The following is a 23,704-nucleotide window of genomic DNA, read 5'->3' as shown; positions in this document are numbered from 1 at the left end:
AGACACCCGCGCCTGCTGCCACCGAGCGCGCGATTGTAGTCGTAAATGGCAGTCAATTCGTGCTGTTACCCGGCAGTCCAATCACTCTGCGAAACTCACGAGTGAACAGCCACATCCTGCAATGATATTGGCATCCGATACAGCCAAGGGCTCGAACAACGGTCGCTATGATTGGGTACCGACAGCGTTGGAGTGGAATAACTCATGAATATTCGTCCGATTCATACCGAACAGGACTACCGTGCAGCCCTCAAGGAAGTATCTGTACTATTCGACAACGAACCAGAACCGGGCACACCTGAAGGTGACTACTTCGACGTCATGATTACCCTCATTCAGGCCTACGAAGCGAAGCAGTTCCCGGTTGACCTTCCCAACCCGATAGATGCGATCAAATTTCGCATGGAACAATCGGGCTTATCTGCTGCTGACCTGGCACCAGCCATTGGCCGGACAAACAGAGTGTATGAAGTACTCAACGGCAAACGGGCGTTGACGCTACCCATGATCTGGAAACTCCATGAGTTGTTCGGGATTCCGGCGCAGAGCCTGATCAAGCCAGTCAGAGGCATTTAAGCATTCGGCCACGAGGCTCCCCATGGGCAAGCAGAAAATCCTCACCGACTGGTTCCAGCGAGCCCCCGATTCGGACGGGCTGGAGCGTATCGAGGCGTTTTTCTCCGGCCATGGTTACGACCTTCACCGTCACGACACCTACGCTATTGGTCGCACGCTGTCTGGTGTGCAAAGTTTTCAGTATCGCGGCAGCTGGCGGCATAGCCTGCCGGGCGGGACCATGGTGCTGCACCCCGACGAAGTCCACGATGGCGAGGCCGGTACCGAGGACGGCTTCAAATACCGGATGCTCTACGTAGAGCCTGCGCTGATCCAGCAGATACTCGGCGGCCAGCCGCTGCCCTTCATCACGACCGGTATTTCGACGGATCCACGCTTGTTCGCTGCGACTGAGGTCCTGCTGCAGAGTATTGATCGCCCTCTCGATCCACTGGAGCAACAGGACGCATTGTTTGATCTGGCGCACGCCATGAGCGCGGTATCAGGAGCAAAAAACCATCGCCAGAGCTTTGATTATCTGGCAGCGGAGCGCGCTCGCGAGTTCATGCACAGCGCCCTCGACCAAACGGTGACCCTGGATCAACTGGCCGAGCACAGCGGGCGCGATCGCTGGAGTCTGTCGCGAGATTTTCGCCTGCTGTTCGGCACCAGCCCCTATCGTTACTTGACCATGCGCCGCCTGGACCTGGTGCGCTCGTTGCTGATTCAGGGTGAGTCCCTGACCAACGCCGCGCTGATCGCAGGATTCAGCGATCAAAGCCACATGACCCGGCAATTTGGCAAAACCTACGGTTTGTCACCCGCCCGCTGGCTGAAAATGCGCCGCCCGTAAGCCACGCACAATCGTGCAAGAAGTGCGGGGTCGCGCAGGCTACCGTGGGCTCACAATCACCAATGGGAGCCGTGCCATGCAGCCGTATCAAAGCCTGAGTTTTGCCAACAAGCTTGCGCAGATCAACGAGCACTGGTCGCCGCGGGTCATCGCCGAAATGAATGACTACCAGTTCAAGGTGGTGAAGCTGCTGGGGGATTTCATCTGGCACGATCATCAGGACACTGACGAGACTTTTATCGTCCTCGAAGGCCAATTGCGCATTGATTTTCGCGATGGCCAGGTGCTGGTGTCCCAAGGCGAAATGTACGTGGTACCCAAGGGCATCGAGCACAAGCCGTTTGCCGAACAGGAGGTCAAACTGCTGCTGATCGAACCCAAGGGCGTGCTCAATACCGGAAGCGAAGGTGGCGAGCGTACGGCGCTGAATGATCTGTGGGTCTGAGGAGGCTCAATCGTCGAGGTTTTTGCCGGCCACCGGATCGCCAATTTTCAGGAAGTGCCCACCGGCAACATGGTGCAGCGTGCGCAATGCATCGTGTCCTTCAAAGTGCCAGCGTCCATCGCTGAATACGCGCTCGTCCGCCTGGGCGGCAATCACTTCAGCCAGGAACAGGTCGTACTGCTGATGATTGTGCGGCTCGGGCAGTAGCCGACATTCCAGCCAGGCCACGCACCCTTCGAGCATCGGCGCATCGAGCAGTTCACCAGCAAATGTTTGCAGTCCATAGGCCTGGAATTTATCCCGCTCAAGGCCGGACGTCGAGCCGACGGTTTGTACGATATCGGCCTGAGCCGCGCAGGGAACGTTCAGTACGAAACTGCCCGACGCTTCGAGCAATTGGCGAGTCCAGGTCGACTTGTCGAGCACCACGGCGATTTTCGGCGGTTCGAAATCCAGCGGCATGGCCCAGGCCGCCGCCATGATATTGCGCTTGCCGTCGTGGGCCGCACTGACCAGCACGGTCGGCCCATGATTGAGCAGACGGTAGGCTTTGGACAGGGGAACCGGACGGCGATGGGAAACGCTCATGGATGTCTGCTCCTGAGAAAAGAGCGAATTGTAGCGGTATCGCCTCGGACGTAGTGCAGAACCAAACTGAACAGCAGCCTGCACCTCAACGCGAGGGCAGGCTCGTTCAAGCCGCGCTTAGGTCGACAGCTGATTGGCGAACTGCCCGACCGCGTTGACCACTTTCTGCGCACCGTCCTGGATCTCGACGATCACCGTGCCCGCCTCGGCGGCCAATGCCAGACCTTGTTCGGCCTGGAGTTTGCCGTCGGTCATCAACACCACGGCATCGCGCGCCATGTCCTGGTTCTGACGCACCACACCGACGATTTCGTCGGTAGCTTTGCTGGTTCGCGAAGCCAGTTGTCGAACCTCGTCCGCCACCACCGCAAAACCTCGGCCCTGCTCACCGGCACGGGCCGCTTCGATGGCGGCGTTCAGCGCCAGCAAGTTGGTCTGTTCGGCAATGCCGCTGATGGTTTTGACGATGGTGCCGATCACCAGCGACTGTTCGTTCAGCGCCTCAATCCCTTCGCCGGCCTGCTGCATGTGCTTGGCCAGTTCACGCATCACGTCCACCGCCTGAGTGACCACGGTGGTGCCGCGTTGCGCACAGCTGTCAGTCTGCAACGAGGTGCTGTAGGCGATGTTTGCCGCTTCAGAGACCGCTTGCTCCTGATTGACCTGATCGGTGATCACCGTGGCGAACTTGACCACTTTGTAGAGTTTTTCGTTGGCATCGAGCACCGGGTTATAGGATGCCTCGAGCCAGACCACCCGGCCGTGGCTGTCGACACGTTTGAAGCGGTCAGCCACGAACTCACCAGCGTTCAAGCGCCGCCAGAAGTCCTGATACGCAGAGCTGTTGTACTCCTCAGGATCACAGAATGTGCGGTGATGTTTGCCCTTGATCTGCGCCAGGCTGTAACCCATACCGTTCAAGAACCGCTCGTTGGCCGTCAGCACATTACCGTTGAGGTCGAACTCGATGACTGCCGTCGAGCGAATCAGCGCGCCGATCAGGTTCTCGTGCTCACGAGAGGCTTCAATGGTGCGGGTCAGGTCGCTGGAGTAAATCGAAAAGTGTTTGATCTGGCCATCCGAACTACGAATCGGCTGAGCGATAGAGCGCAACCACGCCTCTTCACCATTGCCTCTGAGCAAGCGCACGGCACCCGCGAAGTGCTCGCCACGGGTCAGAGCATTCTTGAAGCGCAGGTGAAACTCATCGGCTTTGACGTGGGCCGGAACGATATCTTCAATGTGTCGGCCAATCAGGTCATTACCCTTGTAGAGCATTTCCTGGGCGAAATTCGGGTTAATCGATTGCACCCGTCCGTCATGGTCCAGGGTGAGCACGAGCATCTCGCTTTCGAGACTTTCCTTCACTTGTTGAAGGCTGGAGAGTTCCTCGCGAAGAGCTGACAGCTCCTGCTTCAAGCGTTTGTTGAACATGGCGATGCACCGATGGGCAGGGTTGAGAGCGTCCTTCAGCCTAACCATCGGCATTACGAAACATTTCTGAAGAGCGTTTCGCGGTTGTCCTACAAAAATACTTGGCACCTGGCCACTATTCACATCGCGACGCCTCAATACCGGTGTTTTGAAGGGTATTCAACGCGCTATAGTCGGCCCTGCACCACCGCCACCCACAGGAGAATCGACGCATGGATCAGTCACGCAAAGCGCTATTCGATGACATCGCCCAGCAGTTGGGACACCGCTTCGACGGTGAAATGCGCATTGGCGGCAACTACGTGCCAGCCGTGCAAAACGGTGATGAGGTGTACATCAGCGGACAGATCCCGCGCATCGACAATACGGTGATGGTGGTTGGGCGTGTCGGTGCCGAGGTTTCCCTGGAGCAAGGCCGGCATGCCGCGCAGATCTGCACGATGCGCGCATTGGCGATCCTCACCCAGCTGCTCGGCGACCTCGAACGCATCAAGAAGATCTTGCGCATTAACGTCTACGTGCAAAGCGCCGCCGACTTCACGCAACAAAGTGAAGTTGCCGACGGCGCGTCAGAAGTGCTTTACCGGATTTTTGCCGAGGCCGGCGTGCACACACGGACCTCGGTGGGCGTGTATCAGTTACCGAAAAACGCCTCGGTGGAAGTCGACATGATCGTCGCGCTCACCCCTGAGCCCGCACCGGGTGGCGAAGACGACCCTTGCGATTGAAATATCTCAGGGGAAACAGGTCGCGCCAGCCCCCTGGCCGACCTGCGACAGGCGCGAACCAAAGTACAACGCGCAGCCGATCCCGACCATGCCCATCACCGCGCAGAACATCACGCAAATCCATGGACTCCACGGCATCAGGCCGATCAGCAACAACGGCGTGATACTGGCCCAAATGGCGTAGGCAATGTTGTACGTGAACGAAATCCCCGAGACGCGAATCCGCGCCGGGAACAGGTTGACCATCACCGACGGCACCGCACCAACCACCCCGCAACTCAGACCGGCAATGGCATAGGCCACGCCAATCCACTGTGCACCGCCAATCAGGCTGGTATAAAGCACGCCAATCCCCAGCGGCAGCAGCAGGCTATAGAGCATCACCGTACGCCAGGCGCCAATACGGTCGACGATCAACCCGGCGATCACGCAACCGAGGTTCAAAAACACGATGCCCAGGCTGCTCAGGGCGAAGGTATGGCTGGCGGTCATGCCGAAGGTTTTCTGCATCGTGGTCGGCGTGATAACGACAAAGGTCACCACCGCCGAGGTCAACACGCAGGTGAGGATCACCGCCGGCAGCATCGCCAGCCGATGTTCACGCAACACCGTGCGCAGCGGCAGTTCGACGTGCCGTTCGCGACTCGCCTGCATGGCCATGAACACCGGGGTTTCATTCAGCCAACGGCGCAACCAGACGCCAATCACCCCGAACACTCCACCTAACAGAAACGGGTAGCGCCAGGCGAAATCGAGGATTTCCGTCGGAGTGAAAACCTGCGCCAGCAAGGTCGCCGTTAACGCACCGATCAGATAACCAAAGGTCAGCCCAGCTTGCAGGAAGCCCAAGGCATAACCTCGGTGCCCGGCCGGTGCGTGCTCGGCGACAAACACCCAGGCGCTTGGCACTTCACCGCCTACCGCTGCGCCTTGTAGCACTCGCAGGAGCAATAACAGCAACGGTGCGAAATAGCCGATCTGGGCGTAGGTCGGCATGATCCCGATCAGCAGGCACGGCAGCGCCATCATCAGGATGCTCAGACTGAAGACCTTCTTGCGCCCCAGCCGGTCAGCGAAGTGCGCCATCAGAATCCCACCCAGCGGACGCGCCAGGTAGCCGGTGACAAAGATCCCGAAACTTTGCAGCAGACGCAGCCACTCGGGCATTTCCGGTGGAAAGAACAGCTGGCTGAGGGTCAGGGCGAAAAATACGAAGATGATGAAGTCGTAGATTTCCAGTGCCCCGCCGAGCGCTGCCAGACCCAGGGTCTTGTAGTCAGACCGGGAGAACGGCGCCGGTCGTGCATCAAGGATGGCAGTCATAAAAATGCTCTGAAATAGGCAAAAAAAACACGGCGCCCATGGTCTACGCAAAAACGCGTTCGAACAACCCGTTAGACCATAGTCCCAAGTGTGCAAAACAGCACCGCAAAAACATCTTGATTGATTTACTGTTTATGTCTGACCGGCAAGGGCCTGTGCGGCCCTGTCGCATCACAATAAACATAAAAATCCGAGGTACTCCCGTGGCCGCTGCAATCGAAGATAGCCGCTCCGCCCGCTTTGCCCTGCACTGCTCAAACTTTGCCGAACGCTGGTTTCCCGACTCCTGGGTGTTTGCCGCGCTCGCTGTCATCATCGTTGCCGTGGCCACCATGATCATGGGCGCCAAACCCACCGATGCCGCGATGGCTTTCGGAGATGGTTTCTGGAGCTTGATCCCGTTCACCATGCAAATGGCCTTCGTGGTGATCGGCGGCTACGTGGTCGCCAGCTCGCCACCCGCGGTGAAACTGATCGACCGCCTGGCGCGCATCCCGAAAAACGGGCGCTCAGCCGTGGCCTGGGTCGCACTGATTTCCATGGTTGCGTCGTTGCTCAACTGGGGGCTGTCGCTGGTGTTCGGCGGCTTGCTGGTGCGAGCACTGGCGCGTCGTGCCGACTTGCACATGGACTACCGCGCCGCCGGTGCCGCCGCTTACTTGGGGCTCGGCGCAGTCTGGGCGCTGGGGCTGTCTTCGTCGGCGGCGCAATTGCAGGCCAACCCGGCCAGTTTGCCGCCCTCGATCCTGTCGATCACTGGCGTCATCCCGTTCACCCAAACGATTTTCCTCTGGCAGTCCGGCGTGCTGTTGCTGGCACTGATCGTGGTCTCGCTGATCATCGCCTACGCCACCGCCCCCGGCCCGAATTCAGCCCGTGACGCCAAGGCTTGCGGCATCGACCCAAGCTTCAGCATGCCCGCGCCACAGCCGCGTACTCGCCCTGGCGAATGGCTGGAATACAGTCCGATATTGACCATTCTGCTGGTGTTACTGGCGGCCGGATGGTTGTTTCATGAGTTTTCGACCAAACCTGCGATCAGCGCGATCTCTGGCCTGAACACCTACAACTTCCTGTTCCTGATGCTCGGCGCGCTGCTGCACTGGCGCCCACGCAGCTTCCTCGACGCCGTGGCCCGTGCGGTGCCGACCACCACGGGCGTGATGATCCAGTTCCCGCTATACGGCTCCATCGCCGCGTTGATGACCGTGGTCAAAGGCGCCGACGGCCAGACCCTGGCGCATCACATCTCGACCTTCTTCGTCAGCATCGCCTCCCACGACACCTACGCCCTGCTGATGGGCGTGTACTCGGCGATCCTCGGCTTTTTCATTCCGTCCGGCGGCGGGAAATGGATCATCGAAGCGCCGTACGTGATGCAAGTCGCCAACGACCTTAAATACCACCTGGGCTGGGCCGTACAGATCTACAACGCCGCCGAAGCCCTGCCCAACCTGATCAACCCGTTCTACATGCTGCCGCTGCTCGGCGTACTCGGCTTGAAGGCGCGGGACCTGATCGGGTTTTCGTTCGTGCAACTGCTGGTGCACACACCGCTGGTGCTGTTTCTGCTGTGGGCGCTGGGGACGACGCTGGCGTATGTGGCGCCAGTGATGCCGTAACTGATCGTAACCGCGCCTGCCACAAACGGGCAGGTGCGGTCAGGCGGATACGTCTGGCAGACACTTCAACAGCTCCGGCAACGCTGCCTGAACCGTGTCCCACACTACCTCAAGGTTGATATCAAAGTAGCCGTGGGCGATTCGGTTGCGCATGCCTCGCATGCTGCGCCATGGCACTTGGGGTTGTGTCGCGGTGAATTCGGCGTAACTATCCATGATTTTGGTGGCGGCCTCACCAATGATGATGAGGCTCATGATGACGGCTTGCTGAGTGCGCTTGTCGTCGAAGAACTCCTCTTTACTCAGGCCTTCGACAAAGATCAGTGCATCGCCAGCGGCCTGACGCATATGGTCGAGGTAATCGTCGAGGCGATTCTCGTTCATACGGGAAGCGCCTGAGCCAACACCTGCTCACGAAACTTTACCGGTAGATCTCCAGGTGTCAGCAGATCAACGGAAACTCCGAGCAAATCCTCCAGTTCGACCTGCAAACCACCAAGATCAAACAGCGTTGCACCCGGTAGTGCATCCACCAATAGGTCCAGGTCACTGCCGTCCTCGTCAGTGCCGCGTAGCACTGAACCGAAAACGCGTGGGTTGGCGGTATGAAAACGCCCCACCACTTCACGTACGGCGGCGCGTTTCAGATCCAGAGCGGCTGACGGTTTCATGCAGTACCCTCTCGATTCAAAGCTATAGGGTGCCAGTCTAGCGCGCTGACAAAGACTTAACGCTAACATTCCTAGTCGTGAAATATTTCGCGCTCATGCGGCCGTCGAGCACCTTGAAAACCTCAAGCAATTGCTGAGCCCCCCAGTATTTTTGCCCCGCTCTATAAGCAAACCGCTCTGTAGCATTTTCGTCATATTCGGTTGTTACCGTCCGCACGAAATACTTTGTAACTATTGATGCCTCAAGGATCCAGGAGTCAGGATGAACGACGACAAAACCGGCAACGATGCACCACATCCAGCAGACGACAGCCCCACCGACACCAGCCGTCGGCGCTTTCTGGGTGGCGTTGCAGTCCTGGGTGTCGGCGCGACACTGAGTGCGTGCGGCAACAATGGCGACACACCGGGTAAGCCGGATGAGCGGCCGCTGTCGCCTGCCGAGCTGGACAAGGTGTTGCACGATCAGGTGAAAACCGTGGTGGTGATCTACGCCGAGAACCGCAGCTTCAATAACCTGTTCGGCAATTTCCCCGGCCTTGAAAAACCGTTGTCAGCACTCAAACCTGAGGACTATCAGCAGCGCGACCGTGACGGCAGCCTGCTGGAAACCTTGCCCCCGGCCTGGGGTGGCGTACTGCAGATCGGTCCACAAACCCTCGATGGCGTGACCTATCCGAACGAAACCCAATTCCAGGAACACTTGCCCAACGCCCCCTTCGCCCTCAAGGGCCCGAATGGCGAAGACTTGCCGTTTGGCCTGGTGACGCGGGATCTTTGGCATGTGTTCTATCAGAACCAGATGCAGATCAACGGCGGCAAGAATGACCGCTTTGTCGCCTGGGCCGACTCGGGCGGTTTGACCATGGGGCATTACGCCCAAAGCCGTTATTCCCTGCGCCTGTGGGACGTCGCCCAGGAGTTCGTGCTCTGCGATAACTTCTTCCAGGGTACGTTTGGTGGATCGTTTCTCAACCATCAATACCTGATCAGTGCCGCCGTGCCGTTTTACCCGGATGCCGTCAACTCGGTGGCGAAGGCGCAAATTGCTTCCCTGCAAAGCGAGGACCCGCTCGATACGCGTCTCAAGCCGTTGGAGAAATCCCCGGCCAGCGCCATGACCGGTCCACCGCAATTCGGCCCCAGTGCCCTGACTCCGGACGGCTACGCGGTCAACACGATGGCCCCGCCCTATTGGCCGACCTGGATCCGCGACCCGGAACGCCCGGAATACGCCAAAGCCGATCTGCCCAGCGTGCTGGTGCCGCAAACCCACGAACACATCGGCGACAAGCTGTCGAAAAAGAACATCGACTGGGCCTGGTACGCCGGCGCCTGGCAGGCGACGCTGGAGCAGTTCAAGGATTCGGGCGGTATTCCGAAGATCCCCAACTTCCAGTATCACCATCAGCCGTTCAACTATTTCAAGCAACTGGGCCCGGAAAACCCGGCCGAACGCAGCAAGCGCCTGCGCGACGGCGGTTTAGGTGACGAATCGAGCGGTAACCGGTTTTTTGCCGATGCCGAAGCCGGGAAATTGCCGGCAGTGAGTTTCTACAAACCCCAGGGCAACCTGAACATGCACGCCGGTTACGCCGACGTGGCGTCCGGTGACCGGCATATCGTCCGCGCCCTGAAAGTGCTGCGCGAAAGCCCACAATGGAAAAACATGGTGGTGGTGGTCACCGTCGACGAAAACGGCGGCTGGTGGGATCACGTTGCGCCGCCGCAAGGCGATCGCTGGGGGCCGGGCACTCGGGTGCCGGCGCTTGTGGTGTCGCCGTTCGCCCGCAAAGGCACGGTGGATCACACGGTGTACGACACCGCGTCGATCCTGCGGTTGATCACCCGGGTGTTCCAGCTTGAAACGCTCGACGGGATCAAGCAGCGGGACGGTGCAATGATTGCCCGGGGTCAGAAGCCCATGGGCGATTTGAGCAATGCGTTGCATTTTCCCGGCTGATTGCTTTTCTGTCTTGCGATCTTTTCGCGTGGGTACTAGACCTATCGACGCAAGTGGTTTCAGTATGTAACCGCCCTCGCTTCCGAGGCCCCACGCTGAAAAGGATCTGAGCATGTTCAAACTCGCAGGATTGAGCCTCACCCTCGCCGCCCTTACCCTGGGCGCCACCGCCCACGCCGATACCGACCTGAAACTGGGCAGTACCGAACGGGTAACGCAGCTGTTCGCCTACCCCAACAACTGCAACGTGATTTGCTATCGCAACTGGACGCTGGAGCAAACGGTCGAGCACTACCTGACCCAAAGCGTTCAACGGGATGGCTACACCACGGCAAAAGTTCGGGTAAAAACCGATAATAATCAGCTCTACGCTGATATCAGCGGCGTGCCAAAGGACTACGCAAAACCGCTGACTGCATTGCTCGATGCAGGGGATTTGGCCCACGCCGGCGCCAACAAACTGAATGCCGACGGCAAGTGGGCGTACAGCTGGTACCTGTTCCTGCCCTTGGGCATGGCGTTGGAAAACCGCAAAAGCGTCGAGCTGCTGCACTTCCCTCCGGACTATTCGCTGACCCAGGCCCAGGATTACCTGGAGTCGAAGACCACCGACCGCTGGGCCACGCTGCTGACCGCCAACGGCATCGCCGCCGAACAAACGCCGGCCTACCAGACCATCATCGATATCGCACCGATTGCCGCCCCATCCACCGCCGGCAAGGACCTTGAAGGCGTCTACGGCTACTTCAAGGACTACCAGACCACCCTGGTCAAGCAATTCAGCCAGACCGCCAGCGGCGTGACCTTGCCGATGGTCGCGTTCGGTGCACCGGTGCGTAACTGGGTCAAGGAGCAGTATGGGCAGACCGTGGCCGTGTTAGGTCTGGCACAAATCATCCCGACCCCGGGCGTGAAGGTGCCGGTGCTGGGTTCTAACCACCCAAGTTACATCTGGTATGCGGCCGACCCGGCGAACTATAACGACGATCAGGCCAAGGCCGACGCAGTGGGCTTGAAGGTGATGGGCCAGGACTTGAGTGCGGCTTGCTGGCAAGCGGGTATGGGCAGCAAACCCGGCAGTGACCCGAGCGCACAACTCAACACCTGCACGCAAACCTGGCAAGTAGCCCAGAAAGAGAAAACCTGCGAGCTGTTCTACACCTCGATCCGCAACCTGACGCCCGAGCAAGCTACGGCCAAGTGCTCGACCCCGGACATCAAACCCCAACTGGACCAGTTGAAGGTGCCTGCACCCGCGCTGGCTGCGACTCACCTGTAATCCTGCGTACCTGCTTGCTGCGTAAGCATTCACTGACGCAGCAAGCAGCCTCTATCCCCTGTCAGTTCTGACAGTAGACCCTCTGTTTCATTTGCGAGACTCTTGATGTGTACCCACACGTGCTGCAGGGCTGACAGGATCGCCAGCCTCCGGAGGTCGCAGCGCCTATCAGACAAGGATCGTTATGAAGCCCCAGGCCCAGGACAAGGCACGTCCACAGCCCCACGAGTGCATTTACCCGTACGAAGAGCTCAACACTCACCAGGGCTACCCTTCCAGGACGGACTTCACGGTTATCCAGACTGATGATGGGCGCGGCACAGCAATCACGGCACAACGCAATTACCTGCGCATCAGCCGAATCTGCCGGGTGTCCGGGCTACTGACCCATACGCGCCATCTGCATACCCTGCAATTGATACCGGGGGTCCACGTCTACGACCCGTTTTTTTCCGGGCTGCTGCTGCACTCCTGCGACCCGAACGTCTTTCTCGACATGAGCGAACTGTGGCTATGGGCACTGAAGGACATCGCACCCGGCAGTGTGCTGTGCATGGACTACGCCAGCACCGAAGAGAAACTGATGCGTCAGTTCGCCTGTCAGTGCGGCTCGCCCGACTGCCGTGGCTGGATCACCGGCTACGATGATCCACCAAGCGCCGAAGGCCAGAAGTTCTTGCAACAATCGCATCGACATAGCCTCTGATAAACAAAGGCTCGCTACTGTTTACAAGGCACCGACCGGGCGCAAACGGTATTGCGGCGGCAGTTGCTCGAAACCGCTGATGGTCGCGTTCAGGCTTTTCCAGCGACCGTCCTTGATGCCGTAGATGCAACCGTGGATCGACAGGCTCTGCCCGCGATGCCAGGCATTTTGCACAATGCTCGTGTGGCCGACGTTGGCCACTTGCTGGATCACGTTGAGTTCGCAGAGACGGTCGACCCGTTCTTCTTCAGTCGGCAATTGACCAAGCTCTTCGCGGTGTTCGTAATAAAGATCACGAATCGAGCGCAACCAGCCGTCGATCAGGCCCAACTGACGGTCCTGCATCGAGGCGCGCACGCCGCCGCAACCGTAGTGGCCGGTGACCAGGATATGTTTGACCTTAAGCACGTCCACCGCGTACTGAATCACCGACAGGCAGTTAAGGTCGGTGTGCAGCACCACGTTGGCAACGTTACGGTGCACGAACAGGTCGCCGGGCAGCATGCCGACGATTTCGTTGGCCGGTACGCGCGCGTCGGAACAACCGATCCACAGGTACTCCGGCGTCTGTTGGCGAGCCAGCTTGGCGAAGAAGTCAGGATCTTCTTTGGTGATCGCGTCGGCCCAGCGCTCGTTGTTATCAATCAGATCTTGTAATTCGTTCATGCTCTGAAGCCTCAAGAATGGTGCGTTGCTTTGACAGACAACCGTCCGTCTGGGTCACGCCGGTGTTGCAGGTAGCCGAACGTAAAATGCCTTGGAATCTTTAAGGGTAACGCCTGTCCACCCTATAAGGCCCCACATTATGAGGATTTTCCATGACTGATTCACGACGTCCTTACGGCGCGGTACAACCCGAGCCTATCGACGACAACGAAGACCGCATGGGCTCGATACGCGAACTGGATTTCGATGAGGAAGAACCCAGCGAAACAATCGGCGGCCTGACTCGCGAGCACGAGCGTGAGCAACGAATGCCCACAGAGCGCATACGTGAAACGAGTATGACCGGGGACTCGGCCGATGATGACGAATCCACCGATGACGACATGAGCCCCGGAAACCTGATCCGTGAAGATGGCGCCCGTGACGCCCATGAGGCCGGAGAAGGCGAACAAGCTGATTGGGACTTGAGCATTGTCGATGAGGACGAGATCGGCGGCGGCAACGGGCTGGATGAGGCTGAAATGGCGGAGCGCGATCCGGTTGATGGCAATCGGTAATCCTTTAGCGCCTCATAGGACGCCATCGCGAGCAGGCTCGCTCCCACAGGGTTTATGTCAGTCACAGAATTTGTGTACTAAACAGTTCCACTGTGGGAGCGAGCCTGCTCGCGATGCTTTTAAGGCTCAATCCACCAACGTGCAGGCCATGACGACTGCATCTTCACGCCCGCCTACCGCCGGATAGTAATCACGACGGCGACCGACTTCATTGAAACCATAACGCTCATACAGACGGAACGCCGCCTGATTGCTGTCGCGCACTTCCAGAAAACACTCCCGGGCCTGCGCCTTGTAGGCAATCGACATCAGATGCTCAAGCAGCGCCAAACCCAGGCCGCGCCCCTGATTTTCCGGTTTGACCGTGATGTTCAGCAGATGCGCCTCATCGAGGATGATCTGCACCACGCCATGGCCAACCTGTTGCTGACCTTCGAACATCAGCCAGATCTGGTACTTGCCCAGACCATCGAGAAAAATCCCACGGGTCCAGGGATGACTGAACGCTGCGTATTCGATTTTCAGTACAGCGTCCAGATCCGCTTCGGTCATTGGGCGGAACGATACAGCGTCACTCATTTGATTCTTTCCAGCGCGCCATCAGCCGACGCATGGCTTGCCAGACATCAGCCTTACGCTGTGGCTCTTCCATTAATAATTCCAGGCCAGGCAGCGCCCAGACCGAACCCAGGCCTTCGACCTGAAGTTCGCGATTGTAAGATTCGGCGTTCGCCTCACCGGCAAAGCGTACCGCCGGCAGGCCGATCAACCACAGGCACACGCAAGGCGCATCTTCCAGGCGAGCCGAAAGGAAGCCTTGAACGAAATCGCGAGCGGCTTCCGGGCCCTGATCCATGGTTCCACGCGCCAGCAGCGGCCAACGAACCGGTTCGCCAACAATTTGCGGGCTGTCCGGCAGACCAGCGGCGCGCAACATGTCCTTGAGCAGCAAGTAGGCCGGATCGCGAGTCTGGAACGCACCGCCTGTGGGTAACTCCACCAGCAGCAGGCAGCGGCCGGCACGCAGCAATTGCAGGGCAAAACGCGGCGGCGGTACTTGCGGTGCCTTGGTCACGACCGGTGCGTCTTCGACGTCTTCTGCCGGCTTGCTCGCCGGACGCGCGACCGAAGGCGTTGGACGCGGCACTTCGACCTTGACCCGCTCGGCCGGCCTGGCCACAGGCTCTGCGGCAACTTTCGCGACCTGAGCGGGCGCAATCGGCGTCTCGACCAACGGCTCTGGCGCTTCCAGCAGCTCGGGCCGCGACGGCGCGGCAAAGGGCAATTCGGTGCGCGGCAGCCAGTTGACCACCTGCATGGCGGTCAAATAGGCGCGGCGACGGGACTCGATAAGCAAAGGTCGGCCACTTGTGGATAACTGAAGTGCAGGGATTCTACCGCCCTTCGCTCAAGATCGCCCGCAGTTGATCGATAGAAAAGCGACTGTCCGTCCCGCCGATCCCTCGAGAGTGATTCCCATCGCACGTGATGCAGTACAATCGCTGCTTTTAATCGCCAACCAGCCGGCCATTCCAATGATCGAACCCAAGCGCGTCTTGCGCGCCCTCGCCGAACACTGGGCACTTCTGGAGCCTTTGTGCGAGCACTTCGACCAAGGCACTCTGAGCCTCAACGAACTGCGTTCGCAGCTGGCCGCCCAGCAACTGGACAGCACGCCACAGGACATCACCAGCCTGCTGGACGTGTGGATCCGCCTCGACATTCTGGTTCCGGTGGCCAAAAGCCCGAACCGTTTTGAACTGAACGCGCAGATTCACGACTTCCTCGCCTATCTGCGCCGTGAGCACCGCCTGGGCCTGTGCCTGGAAATCGAAGCCTACCTGCGCCATCTGGAGCGGCTGGCCGGTTACATTCAGGACGCCTTTGACATCCGTGACGGCAATGATCTGGCGCGCCAACTGCGTTTGCTCGACATGCGCGTGCGCGATGTCCTGAAGAAGCTCGCCAACGACGAACAGGCCCTAGTGGCCGTCGCCGAGCGGGCCAAGACCAGCGACCGGCAGATCCCGTTGCGTCAGCGTTATGCCGAAGTGCTGGCAACCTGGGACGAATACGTCGAGCCGATGATTCAGTTGGTCAACGCCGACGGTGCCTTCGAGCAAGGCGTGCGCAAGGTTGAAAACGTGCTGCTGCGCATGCTCAGCGAACAACAGCGTCTCGGACACCTGGTCGACGACGACATGCTGTTGCGCACCCATGCGCGCATCCTCGAAATGCAGACCAGCGCCCAGCTGACCTTGCGTCACGCTCGCGAGCTGTTGCTGCCGCTGCGTGAAGAAGCCCGCCGGCACAACGCCGTGACCCGTGGCGCGGCGCTGGCGCTGTCGATGATCCGCCGCAAGGGCATCGACGCGGTGCCACAAGCGGCGATGCCGATGTTCACCCGCCCGCAAAGCACCTTCCTTGGCAGTGCTAGTCAGGTCGAAGCCTACGTTTATGCACTGGCGCGTTTCGAACCAAAACCGGCGCGTTTCCCCAAGGCCCACAAGACGCAAAAAGGCGAAGCCCCGCGTGCACCGCGCACCGTTCGAGAAATGCTCGAACGCTGCGAAGACGCGCTGCCGATGCCGGACTTGATGACCTGGCTGCTGGAGCAGGAACCGGACGGCGCAACTGACGAGTTGCTGTACTGGTTCTCCCGCCTGTCACGGGAAAAACGCTTCAAGCGCGAGCGTCTGGAACGCCGCGATTACCACACTCACGAGCACCAGGTCAGCCTGCGCTCCTTCGCCCTGCTCTCGGCCCGCGACACCGCCGAGGATTCTGCGAGCACCCTCTATGCAAGTACTTCCCATGCAACTTGATCTATCCGAACTGTCTCAACTGGCGCCGATCTTTCGCGAGCTGTTCAAGGGCTACCACGTCAGCCGTCGCGATCCAGAACTGTACGCGCAGCTGTCGAACTTTCAGGACCAGTACCGCACGCTGTTCAAGGCTCTGGGGTTTGAACTGGTCTGCGACACTCGCGGCTTCTACTACTTTGTGCCGGACCTCGCCGCTGCGGCGGTGAACAAGACCGCCCAACGTTTGGCATTGTTCACCTTCATCCTCGTCGAGCATCTGGCTGACCAGGGCCGCGATCCTATCGCCGTGCTCGATGGTGGCAGCCTCGGTCGCGATGAACTGCCTTCGTTACTGGAAAAATACCGCGACCTGTTCATTCAGGCCGAAGTACAAACCCAAGAAGAGCTGGAAGAAAAAATCATGCGCCGCATGACTCAACTCGGTTTCGCTGGCGAAGAGAACGGCATCTACCGTTTCCTGCCGCCGATGCACCGTTTCCTCGATGTTTGCCTGTCGGTCCAGCAAGACCGTGACCTGGCCGCCAGTCTGCACAGCGTGCTGCCATTGCCGGCGCCGGTGCTGATCGATGACGACAGCGACGAAAAGCTGCTGCAAACCGATGACCCGCTGGATCTCACTGACTTCGAAGAAGACAGCGAAGAAGACGCCTTGGCCCGCGCCATTGCCGAAGAACAGGAGCTCGACGCATGAGCAAGGAACGTTACGGCATTCGCCGCTTTGCCCTTTTGAACACTGCGGGTTACAGCCTCGGCTTGTTCCCGCTGGAAGAGCCACTGTCGGTCTACGGTGCAAACAACCTCGGTAAATCCGCCTCGATCAACGCCTTGCAGTTCCCGATCCTGGCACGCATGTCAGACATGAGCTTCGGCAAATACAGCCTGGAACAATCGCGGCGTTTCTATTTCGCCACGGACACCAGCTACATCCTGGTCGAAGTCGCCCTGCCCCACGGTCCCCACGTGATTGGCGTGGTCGGACGCGGCCCGGGCGGTGGTTTCGGTCACCAGTTCTTCGCCTACGCCGGCAAGCTGGATCTGGCCCATTACCAGAAAAATGACACCTGCCTGCGTCAGAAAGAGCTGTTCACCAACCTTGAGCGCGAGGGCCTTAAAGCCTACGAGCTCAAGCCTGATGAACTGCGTCGCCTGCTGGTGGGTGGCCACACGTCAGTCCCGTTGGACCTGACACTTATTCCGCTGCGCTCCACCAGCGAGCAGAGCCTGAAAACCTTCCGCGCGTTGTTCATCAACCTGCTGCACATGCGCGAAATCACTGCCGCCAAGCTCAAGCAGCTGTTCCTCGATGCCTTCGAACACAGCCTGCGTTCCGGCAGCGTCGATTACATCGCCGCGTGCGAAGAAGCCTTCCGCGACGTACGCCGCATGGAGCAGGACTACAACTCGCTGGTCACCGCCGGTCCGTTGGTCGAAGCGCTTGCTGCCGGCGTTACCCAGCGCAACATTCTGCGCGGCAAGTTGCACCGCATTTCGCCGCTGCTCGACTCGCTGCTCGGCACCTGGTCGGACTACGCCAGTGCGCGCAAGGAAGAGCTGACGATTCAGGCCGAGCACTACCGCAACGAGCAGGACGCGCTGCAAAACGATCAGCGCGGTGGCACTCAAGAGCTGATGCGCCTGGAGCGAGAAATCACCGGCATTCAGCGCTGGCTTGGCGAGTTGTCGGTGCTCAAGCATCGCTTCGCCCTGGTCGATGACGTCAAGGTGCTTGAGCAGCAACTGCTCGCCGCCAAGGACGCGCACGATGAACTGGCCGGCGCGCTGGCACAGTCCCGTCAGTTCAGCGCCGAAGACCTCGAAGAGCGTCTGCGGGATCTCGAAAAGCGCCTGAAGTCGGTCAAGCAACAACTCGATCACGCCGACAACAACAGCTACGCCCGCTTGCGTGAAGAGTTCTCGCAACAGGACGTCGAACGCCTGATGCGCCTGTTCAACAGTGCGCTGTTCAGCTTGCCGCTGGGCGAGCATGGCATTGCCCTGGACGAAGACGGCCAGTGGGTTAAATCCATGGAGCTGATCCTCGACAGTTTCAAAGGCGAGCGTTTCGAAGCGCCGGGTCTGTCCATCGACCTGTCGCACATTGAACCGCCAGCCTTGCAAGCCCTGGCCGACCGCGCCGCGCTGCGCGATCAGAAAGAGCGTCTGGACAAAGAACTCAAGCAACTGAAAACTCAAGCCGCCGTCGCGGCGGACCGCGCGGCCAGCAAAACCCAGACCGAAGCGCTGTACCAGCAAGTGCTGGATGCGCAAAAAGCCCTGGAAGACTTCCGTCGCTCGCAAACCCTGAGCGCCGAAGAAGGCGACAAACTGGAGCAACTGGCGCAGATGGAAGCCGCGCAGGACGAGTTGAAGCGTTCCAGCGACGCCTTCACCGAACGCGTCCAGCAACTGTCGGCCAAGCTGCAACTGGTCGGCCGGCAGATCGGCGACATGGAAGCCAAGCAACGCACCCTCGACGACGCCCTGCGCCGCCGTCAGCTGTTGCCCGCAGACCTGCCGTTCGGTACGCCGTTCATGGACCCGATCGACGATTCCATGGACAACCTGCTGCCGCTACTCAATGACTATCAGGACAGCTGGCAAGGTTTGCTGCGGGTCGACGGGCAGATCGAAGCGCTTTACGCACAGGTTCGCCTCAAGGGCGTGGCCAAGTTCGACAGCGAAGACGATGTCGAACGTCGTCTGCAATTGCTGATCAACGCTTACGCGCACCGCACCGACGAAGCCCTGACTCTCGGCAAGGCCCGCCGTGCAGCGGTGACCGACATCGCCCGGACCCTGCGCAACATTCGCAGCGACTACGACAGCCTTGAACACCAACTGGCGCTGTTCAACCGCGAGATCAACAAGCGCCAGGTCTCCAACCTGCAAAGCTTCCGCATCGTCCTGGCGCCGAACAAGGAAGCCCTCAAGCATATCGACCAGATCATCCACAGCGCGGGTCAGTATGAGGAAGGCGAAACCCTGTCGGTGTTCGACCTGAGCCAAAGCGCCGATCAGGACAACAAGAACGAAGAAGCCAAGGAATACCTGGCGCGGCTGGTGGCGGCAAACCACAACCAGCTCGGCCTGAAGGATCTGTTCGAGCTGGCGTTCGAAATCACCAAGGTCAACGGTCAGCCGGTGATTCACACCGACATCGATGGCGCCGCGTCCAACGGCACCACCATGACCATCAAGGCGCTGACCAACATGTACTTGTTGCTGCACTTGATGGACCGTGATCAAGCCGGGCGTGTGCGCTTGCCGTACTACCTCGACGAGGCGGCGGACATCGACGAGAAGAACCAGGCAGCCTTGCTCGAAACCAGCTTGCAGCTGGGTTTTGTGCCGATCCTCGCCAGTGTGAAGCCGCAGGTCTGCGCCAGTGTTGCCATCGACCTGGAAGGTGGCAGCGGGCCGCATGGTATCTACATCGACGAGGCGGACTGGAAGTACATTCGCCGGCATGACGAGGTGAAAGCGGCGGTCAAGATTGAAGCGGACGAGCCGGAGTTGGATGCGGTCTGACGTTAACCGCTGGAAATGAAAAAGGCCGCGATCCATTGGATCGCGGCCTTTTTTGTGTGCATTCGTTAGCTTTTCTTGGCGACTTTGAGGACCCCATCGCGAGCAAGCTCGCTCCCACATTAGGTCGGTATCGGGTGCATCCAGTGTGGGAGCGAGCTTGCTCGCGATGACGACAGTTCAGACGCCAAAAGACTACTTGCCGAGGGATATCTTCGGAGCCCAGACCAGCCACTCGTCCTCGAACTTATCAAACAGCGGGAACGTTTGCTCAGGTCGTGCAGGGCTACCCATACGGTCACCTTCCGGTGTGGCGAATGCAATACCGCCCTGAATCAGCGTCTCCAGCGACTCGGTCCGCACCGTTGCGCCTTTGAACAGACCAAAGTCCAGGCCAAAGCCGCTGGTGTTCCAAAAGCGCGTTCCACTGCGTACCAACGGCGCGTACTTCGGCTCGATCAGGATATGGACCAACACGCGATCCGCAGTTTGACCCAGTTCATAGCCGGTCACCTTGCCGACGGTGATTTCACGATAAGTCACCGGCACTCCGGTTTTCAGCGAACCACGGCGAGCCGCGCTCAACACCAGACTCAACCCGGCCTCTTCCTTGGCGGACTCCGGAGGATTGGCCAGCGCTACGAAGTTCTTCTGTGGCCCAAGGTTTTTCGCAGCGGGCTGAACCTCAATGTATTGCCCGGTAACCAGGGTTTCCAGGTTGGACGTTTTGATCAGGCCCAGCTCCGGCTTGACCACCCAGAACTGGCTGCCAACTCGGGCAATGCGCTCCGGCACTTCGGTGATGCGTGCAGTGAGCAGCACCGATTGCAGGTCATCACTGAGGTCGACGTTTTCTACCTTGCCGACGTCCAGACCTTTGAAGCGAATCGGCGTGCCGTTGCGCAAACCATCCGCACGATCAACCTTGATCGTGACCACGGCGCCCTTCTGGCTCGCCTCTTCATGGTTGGCGAACAGCCGGAAACGTGGAATCCGCTTCTGCAACGGCGCCGTGGCTTGCGGTGTTTCGAACGCAATACCGCCGGCCATCAGGCTTTGCAGGGATTCGCTTTTGACCTGAATCCCGCCCGTGAGGCCGCCGGTCAGGGTAATCCCGCTGGCATTCCAGAACCGCGTCGAGGCGTTGACCAGTCCTTCGTACTCTTTCTCGATGTGCACACCGATGACCAACTGCTTTTTGGTCCGCGAGAACTGATAGCTCTGCACCGAACCGACTTTGACCTGTTTGTAGAGAATCGGGCTACCGACCTCCAGCGAACCGAGGTTTTCAGTGAACAGCACCAGGTGCAGACCTGGGGAGCGCAGATCCAGAGGCGGCGCCTTCGGCCGGGCTTCGAATTCGCGCTGCGGCGCGCCACCCTTGTCGCCAGGGCGCACGGCGATGTAGTTACCTTTTACCAAAGCTTCCAACCCGGTGATCCCCGCCAGCGAGATCGACGGTTTGACCACCCAGAACTGAGTCCCGGTGACCAGATAATCCTCGGCCAGTGGATCAAGGGTCAGCTCGGCCGTTGCACTGGACAGGTCCGGGTCGATCTTGAGTGCTTTCAGATTACCAACCTGAATGCCTTTGTACATCACGGGCGTGCGGCCGGCCTGCAGGCCTTCGAAGTCGCTGAGTTTCACTTTGACGCGAATGCCGGCCTGAGCAGCATCGAAGTCTTCGTAGAGACGAAACGGCAAGCTCGGGTCGGTGGGTGGGCTGTCTTTGCGGTTGTCCGGTGTGGCGAAGGCGATACCGCCCGCGACGATACTGGCCAGCGACTCGCTGCGCACTTTCACCCCTGACAGGTTGGCGTCAATGCTGATCCCGCTGGCATTCCAGAAACGCGTATGTTTGCGCACCAGGTTGGCGTAAGTGGGTTCGATGAAGACTTTGATCTCGACAGTGTTCTGGTCTTCAGACAGCTGATAACTTTTCACCTGACCGACCTGAATCTGCTTATAGAACACCGGACTGCCACGGTTCAAGGAGCCCAGACGATCAGCCTTGATGGTCAAGTGCAAGCCTGGTTTGAAGTCAGACAGCGGTGGCTCTTTGGTCAAGGCGGTGAACTTGCGGCTTGGCTCACCTTCACCCGGACTGATTGCCACATAGTTTCCGGAGACCAGCGTTTCCAGACCAGTAATCCCGGCCAGGGTGACGCTCGGCTTCACCAGCCAGAAGCGCGTACTGATCTTGAGGTATTGCTCGACATCCTTGTTCATCTCGATGGTGGCGATAACCCCGCGGGTTTTCCCCTCGTCATCCAGCGTCAGGCTTTTTACCTTGCCGACCGGCATACCTTTGTAGACAACCTCGGTCTTATTGGCCTGAATACCTTCGCCACTTTCAAAGCGAACCTGAACCTCAATACCGGTCTCATTGTAGGCACGCCAGCCTAGCCATCCGCCAATCATCAAGGCGATCAAAGGCAAAACCCAAATGGCCGACCAGTTCGAAGCCGGTCGAGTTTTCGCTTTAGGTAAATCAGTCATGGTCGTCGTCCGACTCCGTGTTATCCCAAATCAGTCGGGGATCGAAAGTTACTGCAGCAAGCATTGTCAAAATCACCACGCTGGCGAAGGCCACCGCACCGAGATTCGCTTCGATACTGGCAAGCCGACCAAAGTTCACCACCGCCACCAGAATGGCGATCACGAAAATATCCAGCATTGACCATCGGCCAATGAACTCGATAAACCGATACATCACGATGCGTTGTCGTGCGGACAACGGCTGACGGCGCTGCACCGAAAACAGCAGCAAAGCGATACCCACCAATTTGAAGGTCGGAACCAGAATACTGGCGACAAACACTACAGCAGCAATCGGAAACATCCCGTGCTGAACCAGGGTGATCACGCCGGACATGATGGTATCTCCTTCACCCTGTCCTAATGTGCTGACGGTCATGATCGGCAACACATTGGCGGGTATATAGAGAATCGCCGCAGTAATCAGCAATGCCCATGTACGCATCAGACTATTGGGACGCCGTGCATGAACCAGTGCTCCACAGCGGGTGCATGTCTGCTCGTCGGTGTCCGGTTCCTGCTTGTTCAGCTCATGGCATTCGATACAAATCAGAATGCCTGCATCAATCGCCCGCATGAACATCCTCTCCTGACAACGCCTGCCAGATTTGATGAGGTGACATCACCACCTCTAGCCAGACCTGGACCAATAGCAAACTGATAAAGCACACCAAGCCCAAGCCAACCGTTATCGAGGCAAGGTCAGCCAGTTTGACGATAGCCACCAGCACGCCCATCAAATAGACCTCGAGCATTCCCCAATCGCGTAGATGGTGATAAATGCGATAGAGCAGCAAGCCATAGCTGCGTCCAACATCAAAACGAACGCTCAGCAATACCAGCAACTGACAGAGCAACTTGAGCAGGGGGATCCCCATGCTGCACAGGAACACCACCACTGCTACGCCTTGCATTCCAGTGTCGAACAGACCAACGACGCCACTCCAGACAGTGTCGTGCGACGACTGTCCGAGTAGACGGAGCTGCATGATGGGTAAAAAGTTCGCGGGCACGTACAACAGCAGTGCGGCGATCACTAGTGCGAGGCTACGCTCCACGACATTGTGCCGGTGAGCGTAGAGCTCATAACCACAGCGCGGACATAGGGCTTTCTCACCATGAGCGAGTTGCGGCTTGCGCATCAGCAAGTCGCATTCATGACACGCCACCAAGTCGTCCAGCGGTAAATCTGACAGCCCTGGGGCGTCAACCGGATCTGGCATAAAGGGCTCAGGTTCTGAAAATAAGGGCTCTATTTTAGTGTTCTGACCGAAAAATAACTGCGCATTTTTGTTTCAATCCTGAAATGAAACTTTCTCGCAGGCAAAACAAAACCCCTACCTGCATATGCAGATAGGGGTTTCGGAATTTAATCTTGACGATGACCTACTCTCACATGGGGAAACCCCACACTACCATCGGCGAT

General features: G+C 58.8%; 22 protein-coding genes and 2 pseudogenes. 12 read left to right on the top strand and 12 right to left on the bottom strand.

Features of this window, described 5'->3' with window-relative positions:
• Nucleotides 1-204 precede the first annotated feature (204 nt).
• From AC1RKH_RS14710 to AC1RKH_RS14700, 3 genes are all read left to right on the top strand, one after another.
• The gene (locus AC1RKH_RS14710) at nt 205-576 is read left to right on the top strand and encodes a helix-turn-helix domain-containing protein (protein ID WP_123424939.1); all 372 of its coding nucleotides are present in this window, start codon (nt 205-207) and stop codon (nt 574-576) included.
• 22 nt (nt 577-598) lie between these two features.
• Nucleotides 599-1,408 (top strand): AraC family transcriptional regulator, encoded by an 810-nt coding sequence (locus AC1RKH_RS14705; protein ID WP_493062840.1) that lies wholly within the window; start codon nt 599-601, stop codon nt 1,406-1,408.
• Nucleotides 1,409-1,484: 76 nt separating this feature from the next.
• The gene (locus AC1RKH_RS14700; protein ID WP_071553324.1) at nt 1,485-1,853 is read left to right on the top strand and encodes a cupin domain-containing protein; all 369 of its coding nucleotides are present in this window, start codon (nt 1,485-1,487) and stop codon (nt 1,851-1,853) included.
• A gap of 6 nt (nt 1,854-1,859) precedes the next feature.
• Here AC1RKH_RS14700 and AC1RKH_RS14695 read toward each other — a convergent pair whose 3' ends face one another.
• The 3 genes and pseudogenes from AC1RKH_RS14695 to AC1RKH_RS14685 form a co-directional block, all read right to left on the bottom strand.
• Nucleotides 1,860-2,441, bottom strand: a complete 582-nt coding sequence (locus tag AC1RKH_RS14695; RefSeq protein WP_493062839.1) for a flavin reductase family protein — start codon at nt 2,439-2,441, stop codon at nt 1,860-1,862.
• Nucleotides 2,442-2,558: 117 nt separating this feature from the next.
• Nucleotides 2,559-2,987, bottom strand: a pseudogene (locus tag AC1RKH_RS14690) (methyl-accepting chemotaxis protein); the annotation flags it as partial.
• Nucleotides 2,988-3,098: 111 nt separating this feature from the next.
• A pseudogene (locus AC1RKH_RS14685) lies at nt 3,099-3,785 on the bottom strand (PAS domain-containing protein); the annotation flags it as partial.
• A gap of 302 nt (nt 3,786-4,087) precedes the next feature.
• Between AC1RKH_RS14685 and AC1RKH_RS14680 the strand changes: the two are divergent.
• Complete coding sequence (locus AC1RKH_RS14680; protein WP_493062838.1) at nt 4,088-4,603, top strand: RidA family protein; 516 nt, start codon at nt 4,088-4,090, stop codon at nt 4,601-4,603.
• Nucleotides 4,604-4,609: 6 nt separating this feature from the next.
• Here AC1RKH_RS14680 and AC1RKH_RS14675 read toward each other — a convergent pair whose 3' ends face one another.
• Nucleotides 4,610-5,926 carry an MFS transporter gene (locus AC1RKH_RS14675; RefSeq protein ID WP_493062837.1) on the bottom strand — a complete coding sequence of 439 codons (1,317 nt, stop codon included), beginning with the start codon at nt 5,924-5,926 and terminating at the stop codon, nt 4,610-4,612.
• A gap of 203 nt (nt 5,927-6,129) precedes the next feature.
• Here AC1RKH_RS14675 and AC1RKH_RS14670 point away from each other — a divergent pair, with 203 nt between their 5' ends.
• Complete coding sequence (locus AC1RKH_RS14670; RefSeq protein ID WP_493062836.1) at nt 6,130-7,548, top strand: short-chain fatty acid transporter; 1,419 nt, start codon at nt 6,130-6,132, stop codon at nt 7,546-7,548.
• A gap of 39 nt (nt 7,549-7,587) precedes the next feature.
• On the opposite strand, the gene AC1RKH_RS14665 is transcribed toward AC1RKH_RS14670, so the two are convergent.
• Both AC1RKH_RS14665 and AC1RKH_RS14660 read right to left on the bottom strand, forming a co-directional pair.
• Nucleotides 7,588-7,932, bottom strand: a complete 345-nt coding sequence (locus AC1RKH_RS14665) for a HepT-like ribonuclease domain-containing protein (protein ID WP_493062835.1) — start codon at nt 7,930-7,932, stop codon at nt 7,588-7,590.
• The gene (locus AC1RKH_RS14660; protein ID WP_262115444.1) at nt 7,929-8,219 is read right to left on the bottom strand and encodes a nucleotidyltransferase family protein; all 291 of its coding nucleotides are present in this window, start codon (nt 8,217-8,219) and stop codon (nt 7,929-7,931) included. The genes AC1RKH_RS14665 and AC1RKH_RS14660 overlap by 4 nt, the downstream gene beginning before the upstream one ends.
• A 262-nt stretch (nt 8,220-8,481) precedes the next feature.
• On the opposite strand from AC1RKH_RS14660, the gene AC1RKH_RS14655 reads away from it, so the two are divergent.
• From AC1RKH_RS14655 to AC1RKH_RS14645, 3 genes are all read left to right on the top strand, one after another.
• Nucleotides 8,482-10,182 (top strand): acid phosphatase, encoded by a 1,701-nt coding sequence (locus AC1RKH_RS14655; protein WP_493062834.1) that lies wholly within the window; start codon nt 8,482-8,484, stop codon nt 10,180-10,182.
• Between the two features lie 112 nt (nt 10,183-10,294).
• The gene (locus tag AC1RKH_RS14650; RefSeq protein WP_493062833.1) at nt 10,295-11,461 is read left to right on the top strand and encodes a hypothetical protein; all 1,167 of its coding nucleotides are present in this window, start codon (nt 10,295-10,297) and stop codon (nt 11,459-11,461) included.
• Between the two features lie 184 nt (nt 11,462-11,645).
• Nucleotides 11,646-12,167, top strand: coding sequence for a lysine methyltransferase (locus AC1RKH_RS14645; RefSeq protein ID WP_493062832.1), 522 nt, complete (start codon nt 11,646-11,648; stop codon nt 12,165-12,167).
• 21 nt (nt 12,168-12,188) lie between these two features.
• Here the strand turns inward: AC1RKH_RS14645 and can are convergent, their stop codons facing one another.
• The gene (gene can, locus AC1RKH_RS14640; protein WP_019693699.1) at nt 12,189-12,833 is read right to left on the bottom strand and encodes a carbonate dehydratase; all 645 of its coding nucleotides are present in this window, start codon (nt 12,831-12,833) and stop codon (nt 12,189-12,191) included.
• Nucleotides 12,834-12,985: 152 nt separating this feature from the next.
• Here can and AC1RKH_RS14635 point away from each other — a divergent pair, with 152 nt between their 5' ends.
• Entirely contained in the window at nt 12,986-13,390 is a 405-nt protein-coding gene (locus AC1RKH_RS14635; RefSeq protein ID WP_493062831.1) for a serine kinase/phosphatase, read from the top strand.
• A 126-nt stretch (nt 13,391-13,516) separates the two neighbouring features.
• On the opposite strand, the gene rimI is transcribed toward AC1RKH_RS14635, so the two are convergent.
• Both rimI and AC1RKH_RS14625 read right to left on the bottom strand, forming a co-directional pair.
• Nucleotides 13,517-13,969 carry a ribosomal protein S18-alanine N-acetyltransferase gene (gene rimI, locus AC1RKH_RS14630; protein WP_123424925.1) on the bottom strand — a complete coding sequence of 151 codons (453 nt, stop codon included), beginning with the start codon at nt 13,967-13,969 and terminating at the stop codon, nt 13,517-13,519.
• Complete coding sequence (locus tag AC1RKH_RS14625; protein ID WP_493063019.1) at nt 13,962-14,708, bottom strand: energy transducer TonB; 747 nt, start codon at nt 14,706-14,708, stop codon at nt 13,962-13,964. The genes rimI and AC1RKH_RS14625 overlap by 8 nt, the downstream gene beginning before the upstream one ends.
• Before the next feature lie 217 nt (nt 14,709-14,925).
• Here AC1RKH_RS14625 and mksB point away from each other — a divergent pair, with 217 nt between their 5' ends.
• The 3 genes from mksB to mksF are packed head-to-tail and all read left to right on the top strand — an operon-like array spanning nt 14,926 to nt 19,743.
• A complete protein-coding gene (gene mksB / locus AC1RKH_RS14620) occupies nt 14,926-16,215 on the top strand; it encodes an Mks condensin complex protein MksB (RefSeq protein ID WP_185015318.1) in 1,290 nt (429 codons plus the stop codon).
• Entirely contained in the window at nt 16,205-16,906 is a 702-nt protein-coding gene (mksE, locus tag AC1RKH_RS14615; RefSeq protein WP_493062830.1) for an Mks condensin complex protein MksE, read from the top strand. The genes mksB and mksE overlap by 11 nt, the downstream gene beginning before the upstream one ends.
• Nucleotides 16,903-19,743, top strand: coding sequence for an Mks condensin complex protein MksF (gene mksF, locus AC1RKH_RS14610; protein WP_493062829.1), 2,841 nt, complete (start codon nt 16,903-16,905; stop codon nt 19,741-19,743). The genes mksE and mksF overlap by 4 nt, the downstream gene beginning before the upstream one ends.
• Nucleotides 19,744-19,935: 192 nt before the next feature.
• Here the strand turns inward: mksF and AC1RKH_RS14605 are convergent, their stop codons facing one another.
• The 3 genes from AC1RKH_RS14605 to AC1RKH_RS14595 are packed head-to-tail and all read right to left on the bottom strand — an operon-like array spanning nt 19,936 to nt 23,501.
• On the bottom strand, nt 19,936-22,239 hold the full coding sequence (locus AC1RKH_RS14605; RefSeq protein ID WP_493062828.1) for a PqiB family protein: 2,304 nt from the start codon (nt 22,237-22,239) through the stop codon (nt 19,936-19,938).
• A complete protein-coding gene (locus tag AC1RKH_RS14600; RefSeq protein WP_019693707.1) occupies nt 22,232-22,855 on the bottom strand; it encodes a paraquat-inducible protein A in 624 nt (207 codons plus the stop codon). The genes AC1RKH_RS14605 and AC1RKH_RS14600 overlap by 8 nt, the downstream gene beginning before the upstream one ends.
• Entirely contained in the window at nt 22,842-23,501 is a 660-nt protein-coding gene (locus tag AC1RKH_RS14595; protein ID WP_493062827.1) for a paraquat-inducible protein A, read from the bottom strand. The genes AC1RKH_RS14600 and AC1RKH_RS14595 overlap by 14 nt, the downstream gene beginning before the upstream one ends.
• Between the last annotated feature and the right edge of the window lie 203 nt (nt 23,502-23,704).

Source organism: Pseudomonas sp. GW822-FHT06B12, assembly GCF_058799675.1.
Note: the sequence above shows the minus strand (reverse complement) of the source record. Positions and strands in the feature narration are given on the sequence as shown.

What these genes read in the sequence shown, in the direction of transcription:
- AC1RKH_RS14600 (WP_019693707.1), bottom strand. Translation starts at nt 22,855, where the DNA reads ATGCGGGCGATTGATGCAGGCATTCTGATTTGTATCGAATGCCATGAG.
- AC1RKH_RS14695 (WP_493062839.1), bottom strand. Translation starts at nt 2,441, where the DNA reads ATGAGCGTTTCCCATCGCCGTCCGGTTCCCCTGTCCAAAGCCTACCGT.
- mksE (WP_493062830.1), top strand. Translation starts at nt 16,205, where the DNA reads ATGCAACTTGATCTATCCGAACTGTCTCAACTGGCGCCGATCTTTCGC.
- AC1RKH_RS14605 (WP_493062828.1), bottom strand. Translation starts at nt 22,239, where the DNA reads ATGACTGATTTACCTAAAGCGAAAACTCGACCGGCTTCGAACTGGTCG.
- AC1RKH_RS14645 (WP_493062832.1), top strand. Translation starts at nt 11,646, where the DNA reads ATGAAGCCCCAGGCCCAGGACAAGGCACGTCCACAGCCCCACGAGTGC.
- AC1RKH_RS14655 (WP_493062834.1), top strand. Translation starts at nt 8,482, where the DNA reads ATGAACGACGACAAAACCGGCAACGATGCACCACATCCAGCAGACGAC.
- AC1RKH_RS14700 (WP_071553324.1), top strand. Translation starts at nt 1,485, where the DNA reads ATGCAGCCGTATCAAAGCCTGAGTTTTGCCAACAAGCTTGCGCAGATC.
- AC1RKH_RS14660 (WP_262115444.1), bottom strand. Translation starts at nt 8,219, where the DNA reads ATGAAACCGTCAGCCGCTCTGGATCTGAAACGCGCCGCCGTACGTGAA.
- AC1RKH_RS14625 (WP_493063019.1), bottom strand. Translation starts at nt 14,708, where the DNA reads ATGCAGGTGGTCAACTGGCTGCCGCGCACCGAATTGCCCTTTGCCGCG.
- mksB (WP_185015318.1), top strand. Translation starts at nt 14,926, where the DNA reads ATGATCGAACCCAAGCGCGTCTTGCGCGCCCTCGCCGAACACTGGGCA.
- AC1RKH_RS14650 (WP_493062833.1), top strand. Translation starts at nt 10,295, where the DNA reads ATGTTCAAACTCGCAGGATTGAGCCTCACCCTCGCCGCCCTTACCCTG.
- mksF (WP_493062829.1), top strand. Translation starts at nt 16,903, where the DNA reads ATGAGCAAGGAACGTTACGGCATTCGCCGCTTTGCCCTTTTGAACACT.
- AC1RKH_RS14635 (WP_493062831.1), top strand. Translation starts at nt 12,986, where the DNA reads ATGACTGATTCACGACGTCCTTACGGCGCGGTACAACCCGAGCCTATC.
- AC1RKH_RS14680 (WP_493062838.1), top strand. Translation starts at nt 4,088, where the DNA reads ATGGATCAGTCACGCAAAGCGCTATTCGATGACATCGCCCAGCAGTTG.
- AC1RKH_RS14675 (WP_493062837.1), bottom strand. Translation starts at nt 5,926, where the DNA reads ATGACTGCCATCCTTGATGCACGACCGGCGCCGTTCTCCCGGTCTGAC.
- AC1RKH_RS14710 (WP_123424939.1), top strand. Translation starts at nt 205, where the DNA reads ATGAATATTCGTCCGATTCATACCGAACAGGACTACCGTGCAGCCCTC.
- AC1RKH_RS14595 (WP_493062827.1), bottom strand. Translation starts at nt 23,501, where the DNA reads ATGCCAGATCCGGTTGACGCCCCAGGGCTGTCAGATTTACCGCTGGAC.
- rimI (WP_123424925.1), bottom strand. Translation starts at nt 13,969, where the DNA reads ATGAGTGACGCTGTATCGTTCCGCCCAATGACCGAAGCGGATCTGGAC.
- AC1RKH_RS14705 (WP_493062840.1), top strand. Translation starts at nt 599, where the DNA reads ATGGGCAAGCAGAAAATCCTCACCGACTGGTTCCAGCGAGCCCCCGAT.
- can (WP_019693699.1), bottom strand. Translation starts at nt 12,833, where the DNA reads ATGAACGAATTACAAGATCTGATTGATAACAACGAGCGCTGGGCCGAC.
- AC1RKH_RS14665 (WP_493062835.1), bottom strand. Translation starts at nt 7,932, where the DNA reads ATGAACGAGAATCGCCTCGACGATTACCTCGACCATATGCGTCAGGCC.